Below are 21,102 nucleotides of genomic sequence, written 5' to 3' on the forward strand. Positions count from 1 at the left end.
CGGGGTTCCAAGACATCAGCAAATCTTGATCGGGTGGGACTTCGCCCGATCGCATTCGTGCCTATGTGTTGGCCCGCGGGGGGACCTTCACGGATGTTGCGGATCATTGCTCATGCGGCGCTGCTCGCCGGCGCGCTCGCGCTCGGTGCCTGCGGCTTTGCCGACAGCCGCGCACCCGTGCCCGAGTTCATGCGCATGAAGGAAACCGAGCAGCCGCCGCCTGAACCCGCCCCCGACGTAAAGCGCCTGGTGCGCGAGCAGATCGACGTCGTCTTCCTCAACACCTCCTATCCGCGCGAGGTCCACGTCGCCCCACCCCATCGCGAGGTGCGAGGACCGGGCTGGACCGCCTGCGTCCGCGCGCAGCTCACCTCTGCAACCGGCTCAGCGCTCGGCGCGCAGACCTACATCGTGACGATATCAGGCGGAAAGGTCGTCGACCGCCGGCGGGCGGAAGCCGACGACATCTGCGGGACCGAGACTTACGAACCGATCTAGGAACAAGCCGGCGACAACGGCCGGTTCCAGGAAAAACCCCTGATCTGGCCGGAACGATCGCCGCCTCCCCTTCTTGTTACCGCCGAGGGCAGTGTTGGAGGAGGCCATGATGAGGACATTCACGATTGCGCTGTTGGCAGGTGTCGGTGCGCTGGCCGCGGCAACCGGTGCCAAGGCGGCGGATATCTACACAACCAGTGAATACGCGAACCCCGATCTCATTCAGGAAGTCCGGCTGGTCTGTGATGACGCCGGCAATTGCTATCGCACTCGCGGCGGGTCGCGCGTGATCGTACGCGACTCCTATGCGACCATGCCGCGCGATCGCTATTACGAGCGCCGCACCTATCGCGACTGGGACGATGGTCCGCGCGCCGGCGTCGGCATCCGGACGCCCGGCGTCAGCGTGGGCGTCGGTGTCGGTGACCGCTGGTAATTGATCAAGCGATGATGGGCGGGACCGGACGAGGCAACTCGCCCGGTCCTGTCATTTGACTGAATCGGATCACCGCCGTCAGGCGGCGACCGATTGCTGCTGGAACTGCTCGAAGGCTGCGATCGCATCAGCAGCGTACATCAGCGATGGTCCGCCACCCATGTAGACGGTCATGCCGAGCGCTTCCTCGAGCTCTTCACGGGTTGCACCGAGCTTGACCAGCGCCTCGGTGTGAAAGCCGATGCAGCCGTCGCAATGCGCGGCGACACCGAGCGCGAGAGCGATCAGCTCCTTGGTCTTCTTGTCCAGCGCGCCGTCGCGCGTGGCGGCCTGGGCGAGCACGGAAAATCCCTTCATGGTGTCGGGAATGTCGCTCCGCAGCTTTTTCAGGTTGGCCGAGATGTTCCTGGTGATGTCGACGTAGTTCTTGTCCATGATGTACTCTCTACAGTGACTTCAGGTTTCGAGCGGATCGGCCGGCGTGACGAAGCGCGTCAGCTGCGGCAGTTGCGCAACGAAGCGCGCGAGCACCATGCCGATGCACATCGCGGCGACGAAGATGAAGGCGGAGGAAGAACCAAAGCCGAGCGCGGTCAACGCCGGCCCCGGACAGAATCCGACCAAACCCCAGCCGATGCCGAAGATCGCAGGACCCGCGATGATCCTCGTATCGATGTCGCTTCGCGTTGGAAGATAGAATCGTGCGGCGAAGAACGGACGCGCGAGCTTGAGGACGCGACCGAAGCCGATGAAGGTCACGACCACCGCGCCGGCCATCACGAAGGCAAGGCTCGCATCCCACGTCCCCGCGGGAATGCCGCCGACGTCGAGGAAGTTCAGAACCTTCGCCGGATCTGACATGCCGGAGACGATGAGGCCGAGTCCGAAGACCAGACCGATCACGAATTGAACGAGGATGGACATCAGCGTCAGCTCCAGTGCCGCATCACGAAGACGGTCGCCATGCCGGTTGCCATGAAGGTCACGGTTGCGACCAGCGAACGCGTGGAGAGTCGCGACAGACCACAGACCCCGTGGCCGGAGGTGCAGCCGCTGCCCCACACCGAGCCAAAGCCGGTGAGCAGGCCGCCGACAACCAGGATTACCGTTCCCGCCTCAATCGTCTGCGGCGGGAGGCTTCCCGTAATGAGCCGCACCAGCACGGGTGCAGCGACGAGACCGGCGACGAAGGCGAGCCGGCCGGCGAATTCGCCGTCCTCATAGGGAGGAAACAACCGCGCCGCGATGCCGCTGACGCCGGCGACCCGTCCCTTCGCCCACATCAACAGAACCGCGGCCAAGCCGATCAGCGCTCCGCCCGCAAGTGAAGCCATTGGCGTGAAAGACGTCGCGATCATTCGACCCTCCGGAGCGAGAGCGCCCTTTGCGGGCACGGAATACCGTTTATTTCAGTTGTTTCTTATTTTCGAATATACTAATATATCGACCGACCATGAACCGCAAGCCCCGCAATCAGGAATTGATCGCTCTGGAGCAGAAGGCCGAAGAGGCCTCCCGCCTCCTGACCGCCATGGGCAATTCCAAGCGCCTGCTGGTCCTCTGCAACATGCTGGACGGCGAAAAGTCCGTCGGCGAACTCGCCGAGATCGCGGGCCTGTCCTCGGCGGCGCTATCGCAGCATCTCGGCAAGATGCGCGCATTGAGCCTAGTCAAACCCAGGCGGGAAGGCCAGACGATATACTACAGCATCGCGAGCCGGGAGGTCCGCGCGATGCTGGAGACGCTGTACCGCCTCTTCTGCGCACCGTAGGGCTTCGCCGGCGCAAACGCGGGAGCGCGCCATGACCGACGACACCTTCATCGAAGGACCACTCTACGAGAAGCGGAAGAAGGTCTATCCGCAGTCGGTCCACGGGCCGTTCCGCCGCATCAAATGGGCGATCCTCTGCGTCACGCTCGGGACCTACTACCTGCTGCCCTTCGTGCGCTGGAACCGCGGGCCAGGTCTGCCCGACCAGGCCGTGCTGATCGATCTGCCGCATCGCCGCTTCTATTTCTTCTTCATCGAGCTGTGGCCGCAGGAGGTCTACTACTTCACGGGCCTCCTCATCATCGCGGCCATGACGCTGTTCCTGATGAACGCGGTCGCCGGCCGGCTGTGGTGCGGCTACATGTGTCCGCAGACGGTCTGGACCGACCTGTTCTACGCGGTGGAGCGCTGGGTCGAGGGCGACCGGCGCGATCGCATGCTGGGCGACAAGCGCGGCTGGACCTTCGATCACATTCGCAAGGTCGCGCTGAAGCACTTTCTCTGGATCATGATCGCGTGGTGGACCGGTGGCGCCTGGGTGCTCTATTTCGACGATGCACCGACGCTCGTGAAGGAGCTGGCGACTTTCCAGGCACCGTTCGTCGCCTATCTCTGGATCGGCATCCTGACCGCCACGACCTACGTCTTCGCCGGTCACGCTCGCGAGCAAATGTGCATCTACATGTGCCCGTGGCCTCGGATCCAGGCGGCGCTGACCGACGAATGGGCGCTCAACGTCACCTATCGCCGCGACCGCGGCGAGCCGCGCATGTCGGTGAAGAAAGCGGAGACCGCCCGCATCCACGGCGATGTCGCCGGCGACTGTGTCGACTGCCGCCAATGCATCAATGTCTGCCCGACCGGCGTCGACATCCGCCACGGCATCCAGCTCGGCTGCATCCAGTGCGGCCTGTGCATCGACGCCTGCAACAACGTCATGCAGGAGATCGGCCGGCCCAAAGGCCTGATCGGCTATGACACCGACATCAACATGCAGCGCCGCCGCGAGGGCAAGGCGCCGATCTACCGGATCATCCGTCCGCGCACGCTGATCTACGTCGCCGCCATCGCCGTCGTAGGCAGCATCATGCTTTACACGCTCGCCACCCGAGCGACGATGGACGTCAACGTGCTGCACGAGCGCAATCCGCTGTTCGTCCAACTCTCCGATGGCGGGGTCCGCAACGACTACACCGTGCGCATCCTCAACAAGGGCGCGCAACGATCGTTTGCACTGGAGCTCTCGGGCCTGCCGGGTGCGACCATTCGCATCGCCGGCATCGAGACCGGGCCCGACGGCAAGCCGGTCGTCGAGGTCGGGCAGGATCAGACCCGCGAGGTGCGATTGTCGGTGCAGGTCGGTCCCGCCGACCTGCCGAAGACCTCGCGCGACATCGACATCGTCATCACCGATACCGCCGGCGGTGGACGCGCAAGCGCCCGCGACCATTTCGTACCGGGCGACCAGTAAAGTCCGCATTGGCGTATCCGGCGGCCTGCCGCCGGATGCTCAACGAGACGTTAACAATACCACTCGAATTGAAACGGCGCGCCAACGGTATTTTCCAATCTTTGCGCTAAGCATGGCCTCCTGAACGGGGACGACGGGACGTGGTCGACATCGCGCATCAGGCTGCGATCAATCCGGCACATGCAACAGATGCCGCGATGGCGCACGCGCGCGTCCCACTGTCGGCGATCGACACCGGCCAATGGCGCGCGCTCGCGCAGCGCGCGATCGAGCCGAACGGATATTATTTGCCGGGCTGGGAGCTCGCCGTCAGCGCAACCGCGCGCGGCCGCACGGACGCCTCGGCGCTGCCCGCATTCGAGGGAGCATCGACGCGGCTGATCGGGCTGATGCCGGTAATCTCGCTGTGGCGGGCGATGAAGATTCCCCTGCCCGCCCTGGTGAGCGCGCATCCCTACGGCACGCTGTGCAGCCCGCTGATCGACCGCGACGCTCCGATCGAGGCGGCCACGCGTCTGTTGCAGCGGGCCCGCGAGGCCGGCGCGCATGCGCTCGTGCTGAACGACGTCGCGCTCGACGGTGCGGCAATGAATTCGATCAACCAGGTTTTGAACCGCGACGGCCTGAAGCCGCGCGTGCTCTCCTCCTACATCCGCGCCAGTCTCGATGCGACGCAGGACGGGGAGACGCTGCTGCGCGAGGCGTTCGGCGCCAAAAAGCTCAAGGAGCTGCGTCGCCAGCGTCATCGCCTCGAAGAGCATGGCCCCGTCGTGTTCGAAGTCGCCCGCCGACCTGACGAGATCGGACCGGCGCTCGAAACTTTCCTGCAGCTCGAAGCCAGCGGCTGGAAAGGCAAGCGCGGCACCGCGCTGGTCCAGCATGACGGCGATGCGACCTTCATCCGCCGCGCCGTGACGGCGCTGGTGGAAACCGCGCAGTGCGAGATCGTCACCTTGCGCACCGGCGCGACGCCGGTCGCCGCTGGCATCGTGCTGCGCCATCAGGACCGCGCCTTCTTCTTCAAGCTCGGCATCGACGAAAGCTTTTCGAGGTATTCGCCGGGCGTACAGCTCTCGCTCGACCTCACCCGCCATCTCTGCGCCGATCCCACCATCGCCAGCGCGGATTCGACGGCAAGCGCCGATCACCCCATGATCAACCCGATCTGGCGCGGACGCTTCGCGATCGGCGACGTGCTGATCCCGCTCCGGCGCAACGATCCGGTCGTGGCGCTCATCCGCGGGGCGCTCGCGGCGTACGGCATTGCCTACGCGGCGGCGCGCGGCGCTGTTCGCCTGCTTCGTAAATAGGATAGCTACTCCGCCGCCTGCGCGTTGATTTCCTCGGAGACCTGACGGATGGCGCGGGCGAGCAGGTTCGGATCCTGCGCGCCGGACACGGCGTATTTCTGCGCGAAGACGTAGGTCGGCACGCCGGAGATGCCCTTCTCGGCAGCCTCCTGTGCATCCGCCGAGACGCGCGCGACGTCCTCGTCGGTGGCAAGGCGCCGGCGCACGTCGTCGGCATCGAGGCCGATGTCGGCGGCCGCCTGCACCAGCACGTTCACGTCGGTGAGATCGCCGCCGTCGCGGAAATACAGCTCCATCAGGCGCTGCTTCATCTCGGGGGCCTTGCCGATCGCCTCGGCCCAGAGGATCAGGCGGTGGCAGTCGGTGGTGTTGGGCTGGCGCGCCACCAGCTCGGGCTTGTAGACGAGACCTTCCTCGCTGGCCGCCGCGACGACGCGCCCCGCGATGCCCTTATAGGCCTCGACCGAGCCGAACTTCTGGGTGAGATAGGCCTCACGGCTGATGCCCTCGCGCGGCACCCAGGGATTGAGGAAGAAGGGACGGAAATTGAGCTTGACGGGAACGTCGGGCACGAGCGCCAGCGCACTCTCGATCCGGTGCTTGCCGATATAGCACCACGGGCACACCACGTCGGAGACCACGTCGATCTGGAGCGGTTTGAGGGTGCTCATGTCAGGCGCCTCCTTCGGGCACTTCAAGGGTTCGCCGGAAGATAAGCCGAACCGGGGACGGCGCAAGGCACCCGTCCTGCATGGCTCACGACTTCACCTCTGCGGTTATTGTGACAGGTTGCGTCCGCCCCGATACTCACGGCCCCGATCAAGCCCAAGCGGAGACCGCAATGACCGCCATTTTCAAGCCGGAAGGCCATCAGTTCCGGGCCACGGAGCTTGCCGGCGGCCCGTGGTCGCCGGACATGTTGCAGGGAAGCGCCACCACCGCGCTGATGACCCGCGAGGTCGAGCATCTCGCAAACGAATCGGGCTTTGCGGTGCGGCGCCTGACCTTCGATCTCTGGCGGCCGGCGGGCCTGCGCACCTTCAGGACCGACACCGAACGATTGCGCGACGGCCGCAAGGCCAAGACCCTGCAGGTGCGGCTGATGGACGGCGAGACCGAGATCGGCCGCTGCACGGCGCTGCTGACGGCGCCGGGCGGAGAGACGCCGGTCGATCCCTTCGCCAGGCCCGCGGTGCTCGACAAGGCGCCCGAGGCAGGCAGCCCGCCGCCCGCCTTCGCACAGAAATGGAGCCGCTATTTCCAGAACGTGTCGGTGCGGCTGATCGAGGGCGCGCTCGAGAGGCCGGGCCCGGCAGCGGCCTGGATGCGGCTCGATGCGCCACTGGTCGAGGGCGAGCTGAACACGCCGCTGATCCAGGCCGTACAGGCCGCAGACTTTTCCAGCGGCGTCGCCCAGATCGTCGACATGCGCAGCTGGACCTTCATCAATCCCGAGATCAGCCTCTACTTCTTCCGTCCGCCGGAGGGCGAATGGATCCTGATCCGCGCCGCCACGCGCGTCGGCGCCAATGGCGCGGGCCTCACCACGGCGACACTGAGCGATCGCCACGGTCCGTTTGCGGAGGTGATACAGGCCATGAGCTTCGAGCGGCGCGCCGCGGTGCAAGCTCAGGCCTCCTGAGCCGCAAGCGCGGTCAGGGCGGCCTCGGATGCGGCATCGGCAGGCATGAACATCTCGACGCGAAGCTCCTGGAGCGTCACGTCCTGCGGCGTGCCGAGCGTCAGAACCGCACCGATCAGGCCGATGCCGACGTCACCCTTGCGCAGGCGCACCTCGCAAAGCGGGCCCGGCGCGGCGTTGTCCTCGGTCGCAGGTGCAGGAAGTTCCGGCAGCCGCATCAATTCGCGCAAGGTCGATTGCAGGGCCTCATCGAGCGGCGCGGCCATCGCTTCGTGGCGCGCACGCGCCAGCAGAGCTGCCGCAACAGTCGGCCAGTTCTCGACAAACGGCTTGAGCTCATCCCGCGCGAGGAACATGCGCATGTGATTGAGCGGCCGCTGCATACGCTCCGGCCCGAGCAGCATGGTCATCAGGCGCGAGGCGGCGCCGTTGGCCTGCATCACGTTCCAGCGCCGATCGGTCACGATCGCGGGGAACGGCTCGTGACGGCTGAGCAGAAGATCGATGGCACGCCGCGCCTCGGCAAGCTCCGGCGCAGACAGATCGCGCTCGCCATATTGCCGCGCGAAGCCGCCGGCCTCGAGCAACGCGTTGCGGTCGCGCAGCGACAGATCGAGAGCCGATGCAAGTTGCAGGAGGATGTCCCGGCTCGCTGCCGCCTTGCCGGTCTCGACATAGCTCAAATGCTTGACCGAGATGCCGGCCTCGAACGCGAGCTCCGCCTGGCTCAATGCACGGCGCATGCGCCAGCCGCGCAGGAGATCACCGACGAGATTGACCGGCCGCAATGGCCGGGACGAGCGTGTGTCCATCCGCCGATTATGCGAGCACCGCTCCCTCCTGTAAACGGCGCTACTGCAAGCCGGCGGCCATCTGCTTCAAGCGCGCGGCGGTGCGCTCGTCGGCCGGGAAGAACGTCTCCAGCGCCAGCTCCGACAGGGTGATGTCGACGGGCGTGCCGAACACCATTGTGGTCGAGAAGAAACTCAGTATCTCTCCGTCAAGGCGCAGCTTGAAGGGGATCGCCACATTGTCGCTGGACAGCGGCGCCGAGCGCGCCGGAATCGGATAGCTCTTCAGATCGTTGTAGAGCTTGATCAGCTCAGGATCGGCAGTCGCCTCGCATTGCCGGTGCAGCCGCTCCAGCAGATGCCCGCACCATTCCGCAAGATTGACCGTGCGCGGCGCCAGCGCCTCGGGATGAAACGCGAGCCGCAGCACGTTGAAGGGCTGGCCGAGCAGCCGCTGCGGGATGCCGGCGAGCAGCGGCGCGACCATGCGGTTGGCGGAGACCAGGTTCCAGTGCCGGTCATAGGCCAGCGCCGGATTGGGCTCATGCGCTTTGAGCACGAGGTCGATCGCCTGGCGGGCTGATTTCAAGGCGGGATCCTCCAGCGGGCGCTGCGGGAATGCCGGCGCGTAGCCGGCCGCGACCAGCAGCACGTTGCGTTCGCGCAAGGGCACGTCGAGACGCTCGGCAAGCCGCAGCACCATGTCGCGCGACGGCGCGGCGCGGCCGGTCTCGACGAAGCTCAGATGGCGCGCCGAGATCTCGGCTTCGCCGGCGAGATCGAGCTGGCTCATGCGGCGGCGCTGCCGCCATTCGCGCAGATGGTCGCCGATGTGGACGGGCTGGCTTCGCTCGGCCTGTGCCGTGGATGCATGTGCGTTCATGCTCGAAAATCTAGCATGCGGACTTCGGCGCTTCCATTACCCGCGAGGTAATGGAATTGGGCTGCGGGCGCGCGCATCTTCGGTCGCAACAGGAGATGACCATGATCGCGCTGCTGCTCTACCGGACCCTCGCAGACCACCTTCTCCCCTGGGCCACGGCATTCGCAACCCGCATGCTGGCGCGCAGCCTGAACGTGCCCGAGCCGCTGCTGCATTCGACCGGCGACTATGTGGTCGCTCAGGTCACAGCCTTCGAGCACGGCGTCGGCAGGAGCCTCTGCCCGTTCCGCCTCGCCCGCCTGCTCTGCGCCTGGTGGCGCGGATGGCGCTGAATTTCACCCGAGCCCAACCCCAACCATGGAGAACCACGATGATCGACGCATCCACCTTCCTGCGCCGCGCCCTGCTCGCCGACGCAGTCTTCAGCGGCGTTGCCGCGCTCGGCTTCACCTTCGGCGCAGGCGCGTTCGCTTCGCTGTTCAGCCTGCCCGAAGCGCTGCTGCGCGAGACCGGCCTGTTCCTGATCGCCTACACCGCGCTGGTCGGCTGGCTCGCCTCACGGACCTCCGTGGCGAAGCCGCTCGTACTGCTTGTCGTGATCGGCAATGCGGCCTGGACAATCGGCAGCATCGCGCTGCTGCTCTCGGGCGCGGTGTCGCCGAACCTTGCCGGCGAGCTGATGGTGGTGGCGCAGGCGATCGCGACCGGCGTGTTTGCCGAGCTGCAATTCTTGGGATTGCGCAGGAGCGGGAATGTCGTGGCGGCGTGAGGCCGCGCCTTGCTGTCGTCGCCCGGCCTTGTGCGCAATTGCGCACTGGACCGGGCGCCCCAGTATTCCAGAGATACTGACGGATACGGAGAAGCCGCGGCGTCTGGATGGCCCCGCTTTCGCGAGGGCATGACACCGCGGTGAACGGCTACGCCCGCGCGCGGCCGTTTGCCTTGGCAACGGCGTGGCCGTTGAGCTTCTTCTTTTTGGCGGCTTTGGTCTTCGAGCTCTTCGAGACCACCGTCTTGGCTTTGCGCGCCGTCACCTTGCTGCGTTCGGCCCGCGCCTCGGCGCGCAGCTTCTTGCGCTTGTTCTCGCAAGAGGGGCACTTGCAGCCGATCGGCTTCAGATAGGCTTTGAAATAGTCGGTGCCGTAGTCGTAGTTGATCTCGTCGCCCGGCTCGATGTTCCTGATGGCGCGGATGAAGACCTTGCGCTCGCGCGGCCGGACGTCGGATTCGGCGTTGGGCCGGCAGGAATGATTGATGTAGCGAGCCACATTCTTGCGGACCGAACCATCGATAGTCCAGCGGCCGTTGAGCTCGAACAGGTACTTGTTCTCGATGTCGTCCTGCTCGGGAATGCGCGAGTCCAGGATCGGTCCGAAATAACGGATGATCCGGGTCCCCTTCTTGATCGGCATGGTGGCGAAGAGGCCAAGTCCGGTCTTGGAGCGGCCGACACGATAGGATTTGCTGGAGGCGATGGCTGGCATGATCGAATGAGGTGGCGCGAACAAAGCGCGGTAAGCGCAGGCGGAAGGCGCCCTTCTAGAACGATTCCGCGCCGCTGTCAGGTATATCCAACACCAGTTTGAACCTTGCCCACAATGAAGACGTCTGATGGAGAGAGTTCCAGCACCATCAAGCCCATGATGAACCGTATTGCCCGCATAGGCTTGGCTGTCTTGATGACTTGCCTCGGTCTTGACCGTGCTGACGCCCAATCCATGGGCAGCACTTACACCTCCACCGCGCCAAAGGACTGCCGCCAGATCGGCAAGCCCAGCGAGCTCGACGCCAGCACGACGCGCATCTGTCCGGGGAAAGGCGGCTTCATGGTGCTGATCGCCGAGGACGATCTGCGCGAAATCGTCTCGGTCGGCCGCAATCGCAAGGCCGCGGCCGAGGAACCCGCGGCAAAGGTCTGGTTTGGCCCGTTCAATTCATCGGAGACGACGATCGAATGGCGCAGCGCTGGCGCAACGCCGTTTGCCATCATCCAGCGCTGGCACATCGCCGACAGTGCCGATCCCGACAAGCAGGGGCGGCCAAACACCAAAGCCATGCTGGTCGTGACCCGGTTGCCGCCGGGGCCGGCCTGCCACGTCGCCTATGTCGATGCGGCCGCCAATCCCACCGCGAACGAGCTCGCACGCAAGGCGGCGGACGAGTTGGCGCGCAGCTTCACCTGCGGCAAGGACGAGGTGAAGATCATCGGCACGCGCGGCCGTGCGGTCGAGCTTGCGACGATGCGCTAAGATTGCCTTCGTCCGAACCGATCAGGGGCCCGGCAGCTTCCCCGTGATGGGCGTCGTCAGCATCGCTTCCAGCAGCCGCTCCGCCGTCGTTCCCTCGGGCAGCCGCCCGAGGATGTCCGAAAGCCTTCCGTCGAGCAGCAGCGTGGTGAAGCCGTGCACCATCGACCAGGCCCGTGCGATGGCGGCGCCTTGGTCAAGCGTCAGCGTGTCGCCGCTGATCTGCTCCTGCCGCATCGCGCCGACGGCATTCGCGAGCCCGGCGAAAGAGGCCTCCGCGGCCTCGTGCAGCGAGGGCCGGGAATAATCGAGGCGCTCGGTGCGGAACATGATGCCGTACATGCCGGGATGGGCCTCTGCATAGGCGGCATAGGCCTTCGGCCGCGCCAGCGCGCGCGCGAGCGGCGTCGTGGCGTTGTCACTGGCCGACGCCATCGCGGCGTTGAACTGGCGGAAGCCGACGGCCGCGAGTTCGCTGAGCAGGCCCGTGAGATCGCCGAAATGATGCGTGGGCGCCGCATGCGAGACGCCCGCCTCCCGCGCCACCGCGCGCAGGGTTAGGCCGGCGAGCCCGTCGCGCTCCAGCACGCGCTCGGCAGCCTGGAGCAACGCTTCGCGCAAGGCGCCATGATGATACGGAGTCTCGGTCTTCACGCTCGACGGACGGCGTGCCGGACGCGGCGCCGCAGTCGACCTCGTTCTTCTGGGGGCACGCGAGCTTCGCGCCGTTTCGCTCTTGGTGTCGGTCTTGGCCATTTGCAAGCTATATGACGCAATATTGACAGTGTAAAGATTTCGCTTGACCAATACGGCGATCGGCACTATCTAATCTTTACGATGTAAAGATGGGAATGATACGCCGTGCAGCAGGATGCCCTCGCCGAGCGCCGCAACAACATCGCGCCGATTCCATTCGAGGCCGACGCGCCATTCCTGAAGATCATCGGCGAATTGCCGCGCGAACTGAACGGCACGCTCTATCGCAACGGCCCCAATCCGCAGTTCGATTCTCCCGGCGCACACTGGTTCGTCGGCGACGGCATGCTGCACGCCTTCCACCTCGAGCAGGGGCGCGCCAGCTATCGCAACCGCTGGGTCCGCACGCCGAAATGGCTCGCCGAGCACGATGCGGGACGCGCGCTGTTCGGCGGCTTTGGCCGCAAGCTGCCGGACGCGCCGGCGAACCTCACGGATGGCGGCGTCGCCAACACCAACATCATCTTCCATGCCGGCAGGCTGCTGGCTCTCGAAGAGGCTCACCTGCCGACCGAGATCGAGCCGGGCACGCTGGCAACGCGCGGCTATCACAATTATCAGGGCCGCGTCGCCGGCAGTTTTACGGCGCATCCCAAGGTCGACCCCGTGACCGGCGAGCTCGTGTTCTTCGGCTACAACGCCGCCGGGCCGCTGACGCCCGCCCTCTCCTACGGATCGATCAATGCCGCCGGCAAGGCGACGCGCTTCGAACGGTTCGAGGCGCCCTATGCCAGCATGGTGCATGACTTCATCGTCACCGAGAACCATGTGCTGTTTCCGATCCTCCCGATCGCCGGCAGCCTGGAGCGCGCCAAGAGCGGACGGCCGCCCTATGCCTGGGAGCCGGACAAGGGCGCCTATGTCGGCGCGATGAAGCGCAAAGGCACGGCCAGGGATATCGTCTGGTTTCGCGGAGAGGCCTGCTACGTTTTCCACGTCATGAATGCGTGGGAGGATGGCAACCGCATCGTCGCCGACGTCATGCAGTTCGAGGAAGCGCCGCTGTTTCCGCATCCCGACGGCCGGCCGACCGATCCGGAGAAGTCGCGCGCCCGCCACTGCCGCTGGACGTTCGACCTCTCAGGCAATACCGACCGCTTCCAGCAGACTTATCTGGACGATCTCACCGGCGAATTTCCACGCATTGACGATCGCCGCGCCGGACAGAAGAACCATCACGGCTGGTATGCCTGCGCCAATCCGCGGCTGCCGATGTTCGGCGCGCTGTCCGGCCTCGTCCATGTCGACGGCAACGGCCGGCGGCTCGGCCATTATCTGCTGCCGGCCGGCGACACCATCTCCGAGCCTGTTTTCGTCGAGCGATCGACGGATGCCGCCGAGGGCGACGGCTGGCTGCTCGCAATGGTCTGGCGGGCGCGGGAAAATCGCAGCGACCTCGCCGTGTTCAACGCCACCGATGTCGAAGTCGGCCCTGTCGCGCTGGTGCAGCTCGGCCATCGCGTGCCCGACGGCTTTCACGGCAATTGGGTGGGAGCGCAGTAGCGCCCCGGAATGACAGCGATGTCGTGTCGTCGGAGAGATCTCACATGCACTTGCCCTCGATCACCGCAGCCTGCCTTGCCATCCTCGCCCTGGCATGCACCGCGCTCGCGCTCCAGATGACCCGGCTGCAGCGGAGCGGCCGTACCATCCTGAACGGCGGCATATTGCTCGGACTTGGCCTTTTGACCGCCTCCACGCTGCCGATCCTGTCGCGCCTGAATTGGACGGAATTGGCTGAAGCGACGCGCGACCAAGTCATTGCTGCACTTCATCTTTTGGAGGTTACATACGTAATTTTGACACTGTAAAGATTTCGCTTGACCCGGGGCTCGCCTGCGACCTATAACTTTACAATGTAAAGATTAGCCTGACCGAGGCGGCCCATGGCGATTTTCCTGATCCTCGCGCCCTACGGCGCCTACACGTTCCTGATGCTGCTGACGTCGGCCACGATCAGCGTGTTCGCGGCCTCCGCGATCTGCCTCGCCACCGTCGCGATCGATGTGCTGCGCGGCCGCTCGGTGAAGACCCTGGCCGCCGGCTCGGCGATCGTATTCGCCGCAATCGGCCTGTATCTGGCGCTGCTCGACCCCGCACTCGGCACGCTCGGCGTCAAGCTGTCGGTCGATATCGGCATCTTCGTCATCTCGCTCGGCTCGATGCTGGTCCGCCGTCCCTTCACCCTGCAATACGCACTTGAATCGGTGCCGGCCGAGACCGCGGCGATGCCCGGCTTTCTCTATGCCAATTACGTCATCACCGGCGCGTGGACCGCGGCCGCGCTGTTGATGGCGGCCGGCAATCTCGTGCTGCTCTATGTCCCCGGACTGCCGCTCTGGTCGAGCCTTGCGGTCGCCTTCGCCGCCCGCAACAGCGCGATCTACTTCACAAAATGGTATCCCGAGTATCGTCAGATCAAGTACGGTGCGCCGGCCCGCGCGCTGCCCAACGCTCGCTGAACAGGATCGACGATGAAGGACGTATTCGCCCGCCTCGCCTCCGACTTCCTCTCCGCCATCGTCTTCCTGGTCATCTACCTCATCACCGACAACGTCATCCTGGCGACGTCGGTGGCGATTGCCGGCGCGATCGCCCAGGTGATCTACGCCCGCGTCAAAGGACAGCAGCTCAACTACATGACCTATGCGAGCCTCGCGCTCGTCGTCGTGCTGGGCACCATCACGCTCTTGACCAATGATCCCCGCTTCATGCTGGCAAAACCCTCGATCGCGCATTTCGCGATCGGCGCCATCATGCTCAAGCGCGGCTGGATGCTGCGCTACATGCCGCCGATCGTGGTCGAGACCGTTCCGGACTATGTGACGGCCGCGGGCTACGCCTGGGCGATACTGATGTTCGTGATCGGCGTCGGCATGATCGCAGTCGCCTCCACGGGCGATCTGAAGCTGTGGGCGTTCTACCTCACGGTGGTCGCGGGCGGCGCCAAGATCCTCGCCTTCGCCGTGCAATATGTCGTGCTCCGGCTCATCGTCACCAGCCGCCGGCGTGCCGCCGCCCGCGCCTAAATGCCCTGATCGGAGCGTTAGGCAGGCGCTGCGAGTTGCGCTATACGCTCGACCCAGGACTGGCCGCGGATCGTCGCGGCCCGCCGGGATTTTGGGAGACACGAATGGCCGTGGACGGCAACTGGAATCTGACCATGACGACGCCGATGGGCGAGCGCCAGGCGACGCTGACCCTGCTGAGCTCCGGCGGCACGCTGACGGGAACGCAGGGCGCCGATGGCAATTCCGCCGAGATTTTCGACGGCACCATCAGCGGCGACGCCGTCAACTGGAAGGTCTCGATCACCAATCCGATGCCGTTGACGCTCGAGTTCATCGGAAAGGTATCCGGTGACAGCATGAGCGGCGAGATGGGCATCGGCCCCATGGGCAGCTTCCCGTTCACGGGCGCACGGGCGTAAGCCGCGCGGCAACCATGCGCGTGCACCGTCTCATTGCGGCGGCAGTCCTGTGTGTCGCGACACAAGCGGCGCTTGCGGACGACACCGAACCGGCGTGGCGCGCAAGCGCGCTCGCCATGGTGCCGGCCGGCTATGTGGCCGGCACGGCCTATCGAACCGAAGGTTCAGCCGGCTACCTCGCCATCTATCCGGCGACGTCGAACGATGCAAAAACGCCGGCAAGCGTATTCACGGCGCGTCAGACCCTCGTTGTCACGCTGACGCCGGATGCAACCCGCGCCGTATCAGCCGAATTGAAACCGCGCACCGAGCCGGATCCGGACAACGACGACACTGACTTCGCAAAGCTTCACGCTGATCTCGCCGCCAAGCGGGTGGCGCTGCCCGAAGGTACCGAGCCCTGCGATCTCGGTGCCTGGTCCATCGACAAGGATCCGAACGGCCTCAACGTGCGCGCCGAGCCGTCGGTGAAAGGGCGCGTGCTCGGCACGCTGCCGCCACCCTACCGGCTGAAGCTCGGCGGCGCCGAGAACACGCCCGATGGCGGCTGGCTCACCGAATTCCGCATCATCGGCTTCAGGGAGGGCTGGTTTCTGATCGAAGGCGCCAAGCCGCCGGGCAAGGACTACGAGGACGAGAAGCGATATCCGCGCAGCGCGCCAAAACCCTATGCCGGGCGCGGCTGGGTCGCATCGAACAAGGTCGGCGCGAACTACGCCAATGGCTACACGCGCGCGGGCGGGCTGTTCCAGGCGCCGTTCGTCGACGCCAAATGGATGCCGGCCCAGCACGAGCTCGGCGGCCCGATCGACGGCGACGGCGGGCCGAAGCGCCTCTTCGCCTGCAGCGGCCATTGGGGTCTGGTCGAGAGCTACGACGGCGTGCGCGGCTGGTGGCGTTCGCTCTGCTCCAACCAGGTCACGAATTGCAGTTGAAGCTTCCGCATCGTCATGGCCGGGCATAGCCGGCCGAAGGACGGCGTCGCTTCCGCTCGCCTATGTCCCGGCCATGACGATCTTTCGTAAAGCACATGCGCGATCACTGCACGCAAGTGCGGGTGATCGCAGCTAGCCCAAATTCAACTCCTTGAAGAAGTCGTTCCCCTTGTCATCGATGATGATGAACGCCGGGAAGTCGACGACTTCGATGCGCCAGATCGCTTCCATGCCGAGCTCGGGATATTCGAGCACCTCGACCTTCTTGATGCAGTGCTCGGCGAGGTTCGCAGCCGCGCCGCCGATCGAGCCGAGATAGAAGCCGCCGTATTTCTTGCAGGCCTCACGCACGGCCGGCGCACGGTTGCCCTTGGCGACCATCACCATCGAGCCGCCGGCGGCCTGGAACTGGTCGACGAAGGAATCCATGCGACCCGCGGTGGTCGGACCGAACGCGCCTGACGCGTAGCCCTCGGGCGTCTTGGCGGGACCGGCGTAATAGACCGGGTGGTTCTTGAAGTAATCCGGCAGCGGCTCGCCCTTCTCCAGCCGCTCGCGCAGCTTGGCGTGGGCGCTATCGCGCGCGACGATCATGGTGCCGGTCATCGAGACCCGGGTCTTGATCGGCTGCTTCGAGAACGTCGCGAGGATGTCCTTCATCGGCTGGTTGAGGTCGATCTTGACGACCTCGCCGCCGAGCGACTCTTCGACCTGCGGCAGGTACTGCGCAGGATTGTGCTCGAGCTCCTCGATATAGACGCCGTCCCTGGTGATCTTGCCGAGCACCTGGCGGTCGGCGGAGCAGGACACGCCGAGCCCGATGGGCAGCGATGCGCCGTGACGCGGCATGCGGATCACGCGCACGTCGTGGCAGAAATACTTTCCGCCGAACTGCGCGCCGACACCGAGCGACTGCGTCATCTTGTGGATTTCCTTTTCCATCTCGACGTCGCGGAAGGCGTTTCCGTCGGGCGAGCCGTGGGTCGGCAGCGCATCGAGATAGCGGGCGGAAGCGAGCTTCACCGTCTTCATGCAGAGCTCGGCCGAAGTGCCGCCGATCACGATGGCGAGGTGATAGGGCGGGCACGCAGCGGTGCCGAGGGTCAGGATCTTCTCCTTCAGGAACGCGAGCAGCCGATCCTTGGTCAGGACGGAAGGCGTCGCCTGGAACAGAAAGCTCTTGTTGGCGGAGCCGCCGCCCTTCGCCATGAACATGAACTTGTAGGCATCGTCACCCTCGGCGTAGATCTCGCACTGCGCCGGCATGTTGTTGGCGGTGTTCTTCTCCTCGTACATCGACAAGGGCGCGACCTGCGAGTAGCGCAGGTTACGGCGCAGATACGCATCGCGCGCACCTTCGGACAGCGCCGCCTCGTCCTCACCGTCGGTGATGACGTTGCAGCCCTTCTTGCCCATGATGATCGCGGTGCCGGTGTCCTGGCACATCGGCAGCACGCCGCCGGCGGCGATGTTGGCGTTCTTCAAAAAGTCCAGCGCGACGAACTTGTCGTTCGGGCTCGCCTCGCCGTCCTCCAGGATCGCGCGCAGCTGCTTCAGATGTCCGGGCCGCAGGTAATGATTGATGTCGCCAAAAGCCGCCTCCGACAGCGCCCGCAGCGCCTCGCGCGACACCACCAGCATGTCCTTGCCCAGGACCTTCTCGACCCGCACGCCCTCGGACGAGATCTTCTTGTAAGGCGTCTCGTCCTTGCCCAGCGGGAACAGCGGGATGTGCTTGTAGGGCGGAACAGGCTTGGACGGGTCGGAGAAGGCGGTCGGAGCGTTCATGGGGCGAATCTCGGGGTTTTGGAGCCCTGGCGGGCCTCTCAGCATAGAAGCGTTCTAAGCTTTTTTGCCGCAAAGGGAAGGCGTTCTGGCGCGGTCGGGGCATCTCAAATCGGCAACAAGACGGCCCTTTTCTGCAGAGATGCGGGGCCACCATTGTCCCCGGGAAGGTCTGGGTGCACCCCTTGCACTCCATGCGCGACGAAGGTTGAATGCGCGCCCTAAGGGGCTTTTCATCATGATTTTCAAACTGAACGTCCGCGGCGCGATCCTGGTCGCCGCCGCCATCACCGGCCTTGTGGCTCTCGCTTCACCCGCGCGCGCCGATCGCTGTGACGACAGCGCCAAGGAGCTGGCGAACCAGGTCGATCGCCTCAAGGTGAACTTTCGCGCCGGCAACATCGTCTACCTCTCGCATCCGGCGGCCAAGGAGCTCTCGGTGGGTTGCCGCGGCGACAAATATTCCATCGAGCTCTATGCCAAGGGCGAGCGCAAGCCGACGCCGGAATTCTTTGCGCTGGTGGGATCGATGGCGGCGATCGTCTTCACCGTGACGAAGGACGACACCACAACGGGCGCAACACGTTGCCTGAAGCGGATGGGCCTGTTGCGCGGCGACAAGGTCAGCATGCGTTATCGGCGCCTCAACATGGACTGCACCCGCACCAAGACGGACGCCTCCATCGCGATCACGCGCGGCAAGGACGAATAGGCGGGCGCCTTTCTCTTGCAGCGGACACGGCAGCACCCGCATCGCCACGCCGCCCGCCACATACTCCGTCATTGCGAGCGTAGCGAAGCAATCCAGACTGTCTCCGCGGAGGGACCCTGGATTGCTTCGCTGCGCTCGCAATGACGAGGAGAGAGCCGCGGTCCTCTCCGATCGTGCACTCGCGGAAGCAAAGACGGCATCCCCCACCATACCCATTCCCTCGCATTTTAACGATTGCCTTGAAGGAAATTTCGCTCCTCGGAGTGCAGGCTGAATTGTTTCCATGTGTGAGGATTTGTGGATGAAGGTTTCCACCGTTGCGCCGCCGCCGATCGCGATCGTGGTGCCGAGCTACGACACGACCAAGCAGCAGGACGACCAGACCAAGGCCAAGGACGAGGATCCGACCTACAAGCCGCCGCCGTCTGCGCCGCTGCCGCCGGGTCAGGGCACGCGGATCGATCAGCTCGCCTGATCGAGGCCCGTCAAAGATGAAAACGCCCGATCCGGTCGATCGGGCTTTTCGCGTATCCGGCCGTAACTTCGCCGGATAGTGGGACGACACTCGTGCGCGGCCACTCCGGAACCTGCGCATGATCGCAAAACTGCTGTTGCAGAATACGATCACCACCGCCGCGATGGGCGCGCTGCTGTTCGCGTCCGCGGGCACGCTGCACTGGCCGTCCGCCTGGCTGTTTCTGATCATCTGCGTCCTGCTCGGCCCGCTCTGCGGCTGGTGGCTCTACCGGATCGATCCGGCGCTGCTCGCCGAACGGCTGCGGCCGGTCCTGCAAAAGGATCAGCCCGCCGCCGACAAGATCTTCATGACGGTCTTCATTGTGGCGATGCTGGGCTGGCTGGCCCTGATAGGCATCGACCGGCGCAATCTATCCTCCGACATGCCGGTTGCGGTGCAGGTGCTCGGCTTCGTGCTGTTCCTGCTCTCGACGCTGTTCATCCTCAGGGTGTTCCGCGAGAACTCGTTCGCCGCACCGGTGGTGAAGCTGCAATCCGAGCGCGCGCAGCGTGTGATCTCGACGGGGCCCTACGCCCATGTGCGCCATCCCATGTACAGCGGCATGATCCTGTTCTTCACCGGCGTGCCGCTGCTGCTGGGCTCATGGTGGGGTCTTCTGATGGTGCCGCTCTTCGCCGCCTTGTTTGCGGTCCGCACCGGCATCGAGGAGCGTACCCTGCGCGAGGGCCTGCCGGGCTATGCCGACTACGCGGCACGGGTGCGCTATCGCCTTGTGCCGGGCGTCTGGTGAGCGCGCGTCGCTTCTTCCGTGCGCTGCACGAAAATCGCTTCCCCCTCATCCGATCGACTGACGTCGCGGCAACCGAAGCTCGCTAGAGCAACCCGCACCCACGCAACGGGAGACGCGACGATGTTCTGCAAGCCCCCCTGCCCCGACGAGCATGATCTCTCTCCCGTTCCCAGCACGACAGACGACCGATCTGGTTCGGAGCGCTTGCAGGCGCTCGCCGGCCATGACGCGTTTGGGCGATCGATCTCGCCCGAAACGGCCGGTCCGGAACGGGGGCTGCCGCCAGCCTCCATCCGGACCGGCTAATTAATTGTCGAGCTCCTTGTAGCGGCGGAAAATGCCCTGCTCGTTGAAGGCAATCCGTCGCTCGCTCGCGAGATACGCCTTGATGTTCGGCCGCGCGGCGATGCGGTCGTGCAGGCCGACGAGGCCCTCGATGTCTGCCTCGAACGCCTTCATGCGCTTCGGGAAGGCATAACGCAGTCCGACGACGATCTGGAACAGCGAGAGATCGACGTAAGTGAGCCTGCGGCCGGTGACATAGGCGCCGCCACTCTCGGCAAGGAGCTGTTCGAAATAGCCGAGATATTTCGGCACGCGCTCGTCCCAGAACTCCGCCGTGCGCTTCTTCGCCGGCACCTTCTGGTCCTCGTAGTAGAGCGAGGGCCCGAGCGGATGATGGGTGTCGTGAATCTCGACCACGAGGTCGGTGATGGTGAGCTGAAGCTGGTGGACCCAGAGTCTTCCGGCCTCCGTCTTCGGCGCAAGCCCGTGGCGGCTGCCGAGGTAAAGCAGGATGTTGGCGGTCTGGCCGATGACGAGTTTGCCGGCTTTCAGGAAGGGCGGCGCAAACGGCGGCGTGCCCTTGTGCCCATCCATCATCTTCATCATCGCAGCTGTGCCGCGCGCCCCCCGCGCGACGTCGACGTAAGCCGCCCCCGCCTCCTCCAGCGCCAGCCGCACATATTCGCCGCGGCCCTGGATCTCGGGCCAGTAATAGAGCTCATATGTCATGGGAGAGGTCCGTGAGCGTGGGGGTATCGCGACCAATGTAGCACGCAGCCCGACGTTCCGTCAGCGCAGGTGGAATCCAGCCGCGGCGACACGGGACCGGGCGCCTCGAATGTCATGTCGATTAATTGCTTCCCGGGACCGTAGCGCCGGGCGA

The 21,102-nt window shown here is 65.1% G+C and carries 28 protein-coding genes; 18 read left to right on the forward strand and 10 right to left on the reverse strand.

Features of this window, described 5'->3' with window-relative positions:
- Nucleotides 1-93 precede the first annotated feature (93 nt).
- Complete coding sequence (locus RAD15_RS30435; RefSeq protein ID WP_458181959.1) at nt 94-498, forward strand: hypothetical protein; 405 nt, start codon at nt 94-96, stop codon at nt 496-498.
- Nucleotides 499-604: 106 nt separating this feature from the next.
- Entirely contained in the window at nt 605-934 is a 330-nt protein-coding gene (locus RAD15_RS30440) for a hypothetical protein (RefSeq protein ID WP_458181961.1), read from the forward strand.
- A gap of 78 nt (nt 935-1,012) precedes the next feature.
- Here the strand turns inward: RAD15_RS30440 and RAD15_RS30445 are convergent, their stop codons facing one another.
- The 3 genes from RAD15_RS30445 to RAD15_RS30455 are packed head-to-tail and all read right to left on the reverse strand — an operon-like array spanning nt 1,013 to nt 2,292.
- Nucleotides 1,013-1,369: a carboxymuconolactone decarboxylase family protein gene (locus RAD15_RS30445; RefSeq protein ID WP_458181962.1), complete on the reverse strand. Its 357-nt coding sequence runs from the start codon at nt 1,367-1,369 to the stop codon at nt 1,013-1,015.
- 21 nt (nt 1,370-1,390) lie between these two features.
- On the reverse strand, nt 1,391-1,858 hold the full coding sequence (locus RAD15_RS30450; protein WP_458181964.1) for a DUF6691 family protein: 468 nt from the start codon (nt 1,856-1,858) through the stop codon (nt 1,391-1,393).
- Nucleotides 1,859-1,863: 5 nt separating this feature from the next.
- Entirely contained in the window at nt 1,864-2,292 is a 429-nt protein-coding gene (locus RAD15_RS30455) for a YeeE/YedE family protein (protein ID WP_458181965.1), read from the reverse strand.
- A gap of 95 nt (nt 2,293-2,387) precedes the next feature.
- Here RAD15_RS30455 and RAD15_RS30460 point away from each other — a divergent pair, with 95 nt between their 5' ends.
- The 3 genes from RAD15_RS30460 (at nt 2,388) to RAD15_RS30470 (ending at nt 5,486) form a co-directional block, all read left to right on the forward strand.
- Nucleotides 2,388-2,705: an ArsR/SmtB family transcription factor gene (locus RAD15_RS30460; protein WP_458181966.1), complete on the forward strand. Its 318-nt coding sequence runs from the start codon at nt 2,388-2,390 to the stop codon at nt 2,703-2,705.
- A gap of 31 nt (nt 2,706-2,736) precedes the next feature.
- On the forward strand, nt 2,737-4,176 hold the full coding sequence (gene ccoG / locus RAD15_RS30465; protein ID WP_458181967.1) for a cytochrome c oxidase accessory protein CcoG: 1,440 nt from the start codon (nt 2,737-2,739) through the stop codon (nt 4,174-4,176).
- A gap of 140 nt (nt 4,177-4,316) precedes the next feature.
- Nucleotides 4,317-5,486, forward strand: a complete 1,170-nt coding sequence (locus tag RAD15_RS30470) for a GNAT family N-acetyltransferase (RefSeq protein ID WP_458181969.1) — start codon at nt 4,317-4,319, stop codon at nt 5,484-5,486.
- Between the two features lie 5 nt (nt 5,487-5,491).
- On the opposite strand, the gene RAD15_RS30475 is transcribed toward RAD15_RS30470, so the two are convergent.
- Nucleotides 5,492-6,157, reverse strand: a complete 666-nt coding sequence (locus tag RAD15_RS30475) for a DsbA family oxidoreductase (RefSeq protein ID WP_458181971.1) — start codon at nt 6,155-6,157, stop codon at nt 5,492-5,494.
- Nucleotides 6,158-6,327: 170 nt separating this feature from the next.
- Between RAD15_RS30475 and RAD15_RS30480 the strand changes: the two genes are divergently transcribed.
- A complete protein-coding gene (locus RAD15_RS30480; protein ID WP_458181973.1) occupies nt 6,328-7,128 on the forward strand; it encodes a thioesterase family protein in 801 nt (266 codons plus the stop codon).
- On the opposite strand, the gene RAD15_RS30485 is transcribed toward RAD15_RS30480, so the two are convergent.
- The gene (locus tag RAD15_RS30485) at nt 7,116-7,940 is read right to left on the reverse strand and encodes a helix-turn-helix domain-containing protein (protein ID WP_458181975.1); all 825 of its coding nucleotides are present in this window, start codon (nt 7,938-7,940) and stop codon (nt 7,116-7,118) included. The two genes, RAD15_RS30480 and RAD15_RS30485, sit on opposite strands and share 13 nt — an antisense overlap.
- A 40-nt stretch (nt 7,941-7,980) precedes the next feature.
- A complete protein-coding gene (locus RAD15_RS30490) occupies nt 7,981-8,802 on the reverse strand; it encodes a helix-turn-helix domain-containing protein (protein ID WP_458181976.1) in 822 nt (273 codons plus the stop codon).
- A gap of 101 nt (nt 8,803-8,903) precedes the next feature.
- On the opposite strand from RAD15_RS30490, the gene RAD15_RS30495 reads away from it, so the two are divergent.
- Nucleotides 8,904-9,134 carry a hypothetical protein gene (locus RAD15_RS30495; protein WP_458181978.1) on the forward strand — a complete coding sequence of 77 codons (231 nt, stop codon included), beginning with the start codon at nt 8,904-8,906 and terminating at the stop codon, nt 9,132-9,134.
- Between the two features lie 38 nt (nt 9,135-9,172).
- Nucleotides 9,173-9,571, forward strand: a complete 399-nt coding sequence (locus RAD15_RS30500) for a hypothetical protein (protein WP_458181980.1) — start codon at nt 9,173-9,175, stop codon at nt 9,569-9,571.
- 148 nt (nt 9,572-9,719) lie between these two features.
- On the opposite strand, the gene RAD15_RS30505 is transcribed toward RAD15_RS30500, so the two are convergent.
- Complete coding sequence (locus RAD15_RS30505; protein WP_458181981.1) at nt 9,720-10,286, reverse strand: SET domain-containing protein; 567 nt, start codon at nt 10,284-10,286, stop codon at nt 9,720-9,722.
- 159 nt (nt 10,287-10,445) lie between these two features.
- Here RAD15_RS30505 and RAD15_RS30510 point away from each other — a divergent pair, with 159 nt between their 5' ends.
- The gene (locus RAD15_RS30510) at nt 10,446-11,051 is read left to right on the forward strand and encodes a hypothetical protein (RefSeq protein ID WP_458182028.1); all 606 of its coding nucleotides are present in this window, start codon (nt 10,446-10,448) and stop codon (nt 11,049-11,051) included.
- Nucleotides 11,052-11,072: 21 nt separating this feature from the next.
- Here the strand turns inward: RAD15_RS30510 and RAD15_RS30515 are convergent, their stop codons facing one another.
- Complete coding sequence (locus RAD15_RS30515) at nt 11,073-11,804, reverse strand: TetR/AcrR family transcriptional regulator (RefSeq protein ID WP_458181983.1); 732 nt, start codon at nt 11,802-11,804, stop codon at nt 11,073-11,075.
- Between the two features lie 105 nt (nt 11,805-11,909).
- On the opposite strand from RAD15_RS30515, the gene RAD15_RS30520 reads away from it, so the two are divergent.
- From RAD15_RS30520 to RAD15_RS30545, 6 genes are all read left to right on the forward strand, one after another.
- Entirely contained in the window at nt 11,910-13,307 is a 1,398-nt protein-coding gene (locus tag RAD15_RS30520) for a carotenoid oxygenase family protein (RefSeq protein ID WP_458181984.1), read from the forward strand.
- Nucleotides 13,308-13,351: 44 nt separating this feature from the next.
- Nucleotides 13,352-13,615 (forward strand): hypothetical protein, encoded by a 264-nt coding sequence (locus tag RAD15_RS30525; RefSeq protein WP_458181985.1) that lies wholly within the window; start codon nt 13,352-13,354, stop codon nt 13,613-13,615.
- Between the two features lie 75 nt (nt 13,616-13,690).
- Nucleotides 13,691-14,266 carry a hypothetical protein gene (locus tag RAD15_RS30530; RefSeq protein WP_458181986.1) on the forward strand — a complete coding sequence of 192 codons (576 nt, stop codon included), beginning with the start codon at nt 13,691-13,693 and terminating at the stop codon, nt 14,264-14,266.
- Between the two features lie 12 nt (nt 14,267-14,278).
- Nucleotides 14,279-14,833: an inner membrane-spanning protein YciB gene (locus RAD15_RS30535; RefSeq protein ID WP_458181988.1), complete on the forward strand. Its 555-nt coding sequence runs from the start codon at nt 14,279-14,281 to the stop codon at nt 14,831-14,833.
- A 104-nt stretch (nt 14,834-14,937) separates the two neighbouring features.
- Nucleotides 14,938-15,234 (forward strand): hypothetical protein, encoded by a 297-nt coding sequence (locus tag RAD15_RS30540; RefSeq protein WP_212023556.1) that lies wholly within the window; start codon nt 14,938-14,940, stop codon nt 15,232-15,234.
- A gap of 14 nt (nt 15,235-15,248) precedes the next feature.
- Nucleotides 15,249-16,169: an SH3 domain-containing protein gene (locus RAD15_RS30545; protein WP_458181990.1), complete on the forward strand. Its 921-nt coding sequence runs from the start codon at nt 15,249-15,251 to the stop codon at nt 16,167-16,169.
- A 132-nt stretch (nt 16,170-16,301) separates the two neighbouring features.
- On the opposite strand, the gene RAD15_RS30550 is transcribed toward RAD15_RS30545, so the two are convergent.
- The gene (locus RAD15_RS30550) at nt 16,302-17,957 is read right to left on the reverse strand and encodes a fumarate hydratase (RefSeq protein ID WP_458181992.1); all 1,656 of its coding nucleotides are present in this window, start codon (nt 17,955-17,957) and stop codon (nt 16,302-16,304) included.
- A gap of 235 nt (nt 17,958-18,192) precedes the next feature.
- Here RAD15_RS30550 and RAD15_RS30555 point away from each other — a divergent pair, with 235 nt between their 5' ends.
- The 3 genes from RAD15_RS30555 (at nt 18,193) to RAD15_RS30565 (ending at nt 19,934) form a co-directional block, all read left to right on the forward strand.
- On the forward strand, nt 18,193-18,666 hold the full coding sequence (locus RAD15_RS30555; protein ID WP_458181994.1) for a hypothetical protein: 474 nt from the start codon (nt 18,193-18,195) through the stop codon (nt 18,664-18,666).
- 301 nt (nt 18,667-18,967) lie between these two features.
- The gene (locus RAD15_RS30560) at nt 18,968-19,141 is read left to right on the forward strand and encodes a hypothetical protein (protein WP_458181995.1); all 174 of its coding nucleotides are present in this window, start codon (nt 18,968-18,970) and stop codon (nt 19,139-19,141) included.
- A gap of 118 nt (nt 19,142-19,259) precedes the next feature.
- Nucleotides 19,260-19,934: a methyltransferase family protein gene (locus RAD15_RS30565; RefSeq protein ID WP_458181997.1), complete on the forward strand. Its 675-nt coding sequence runs from the start codon at nt 19,260-19,262 to the stop codon at nt 19,932-19,934.
- A 306-nt stretch (nt 19,935-20,240) separates the two neighbouring features.
- Here RAD15_RS30565 and RAD15_RS30570 read toward each other — a convergent pair whose 3' ends face one another.
- A complete protein-coding gene (locus tag RAD15_RS30570) occupies nt 20,241-20,948 on the reverse strand; it encodes a glutathione S-transferase (protein WP_458181998.1) in 708 nt (235 codons plus the stop codon).
- Between the last annotated feature and the right edge of the window lie 154 nt (nt 20,949-21,102).

This window comes from Bradyrhizobium sp. 14AA (genome assembly GCF_054185205.1).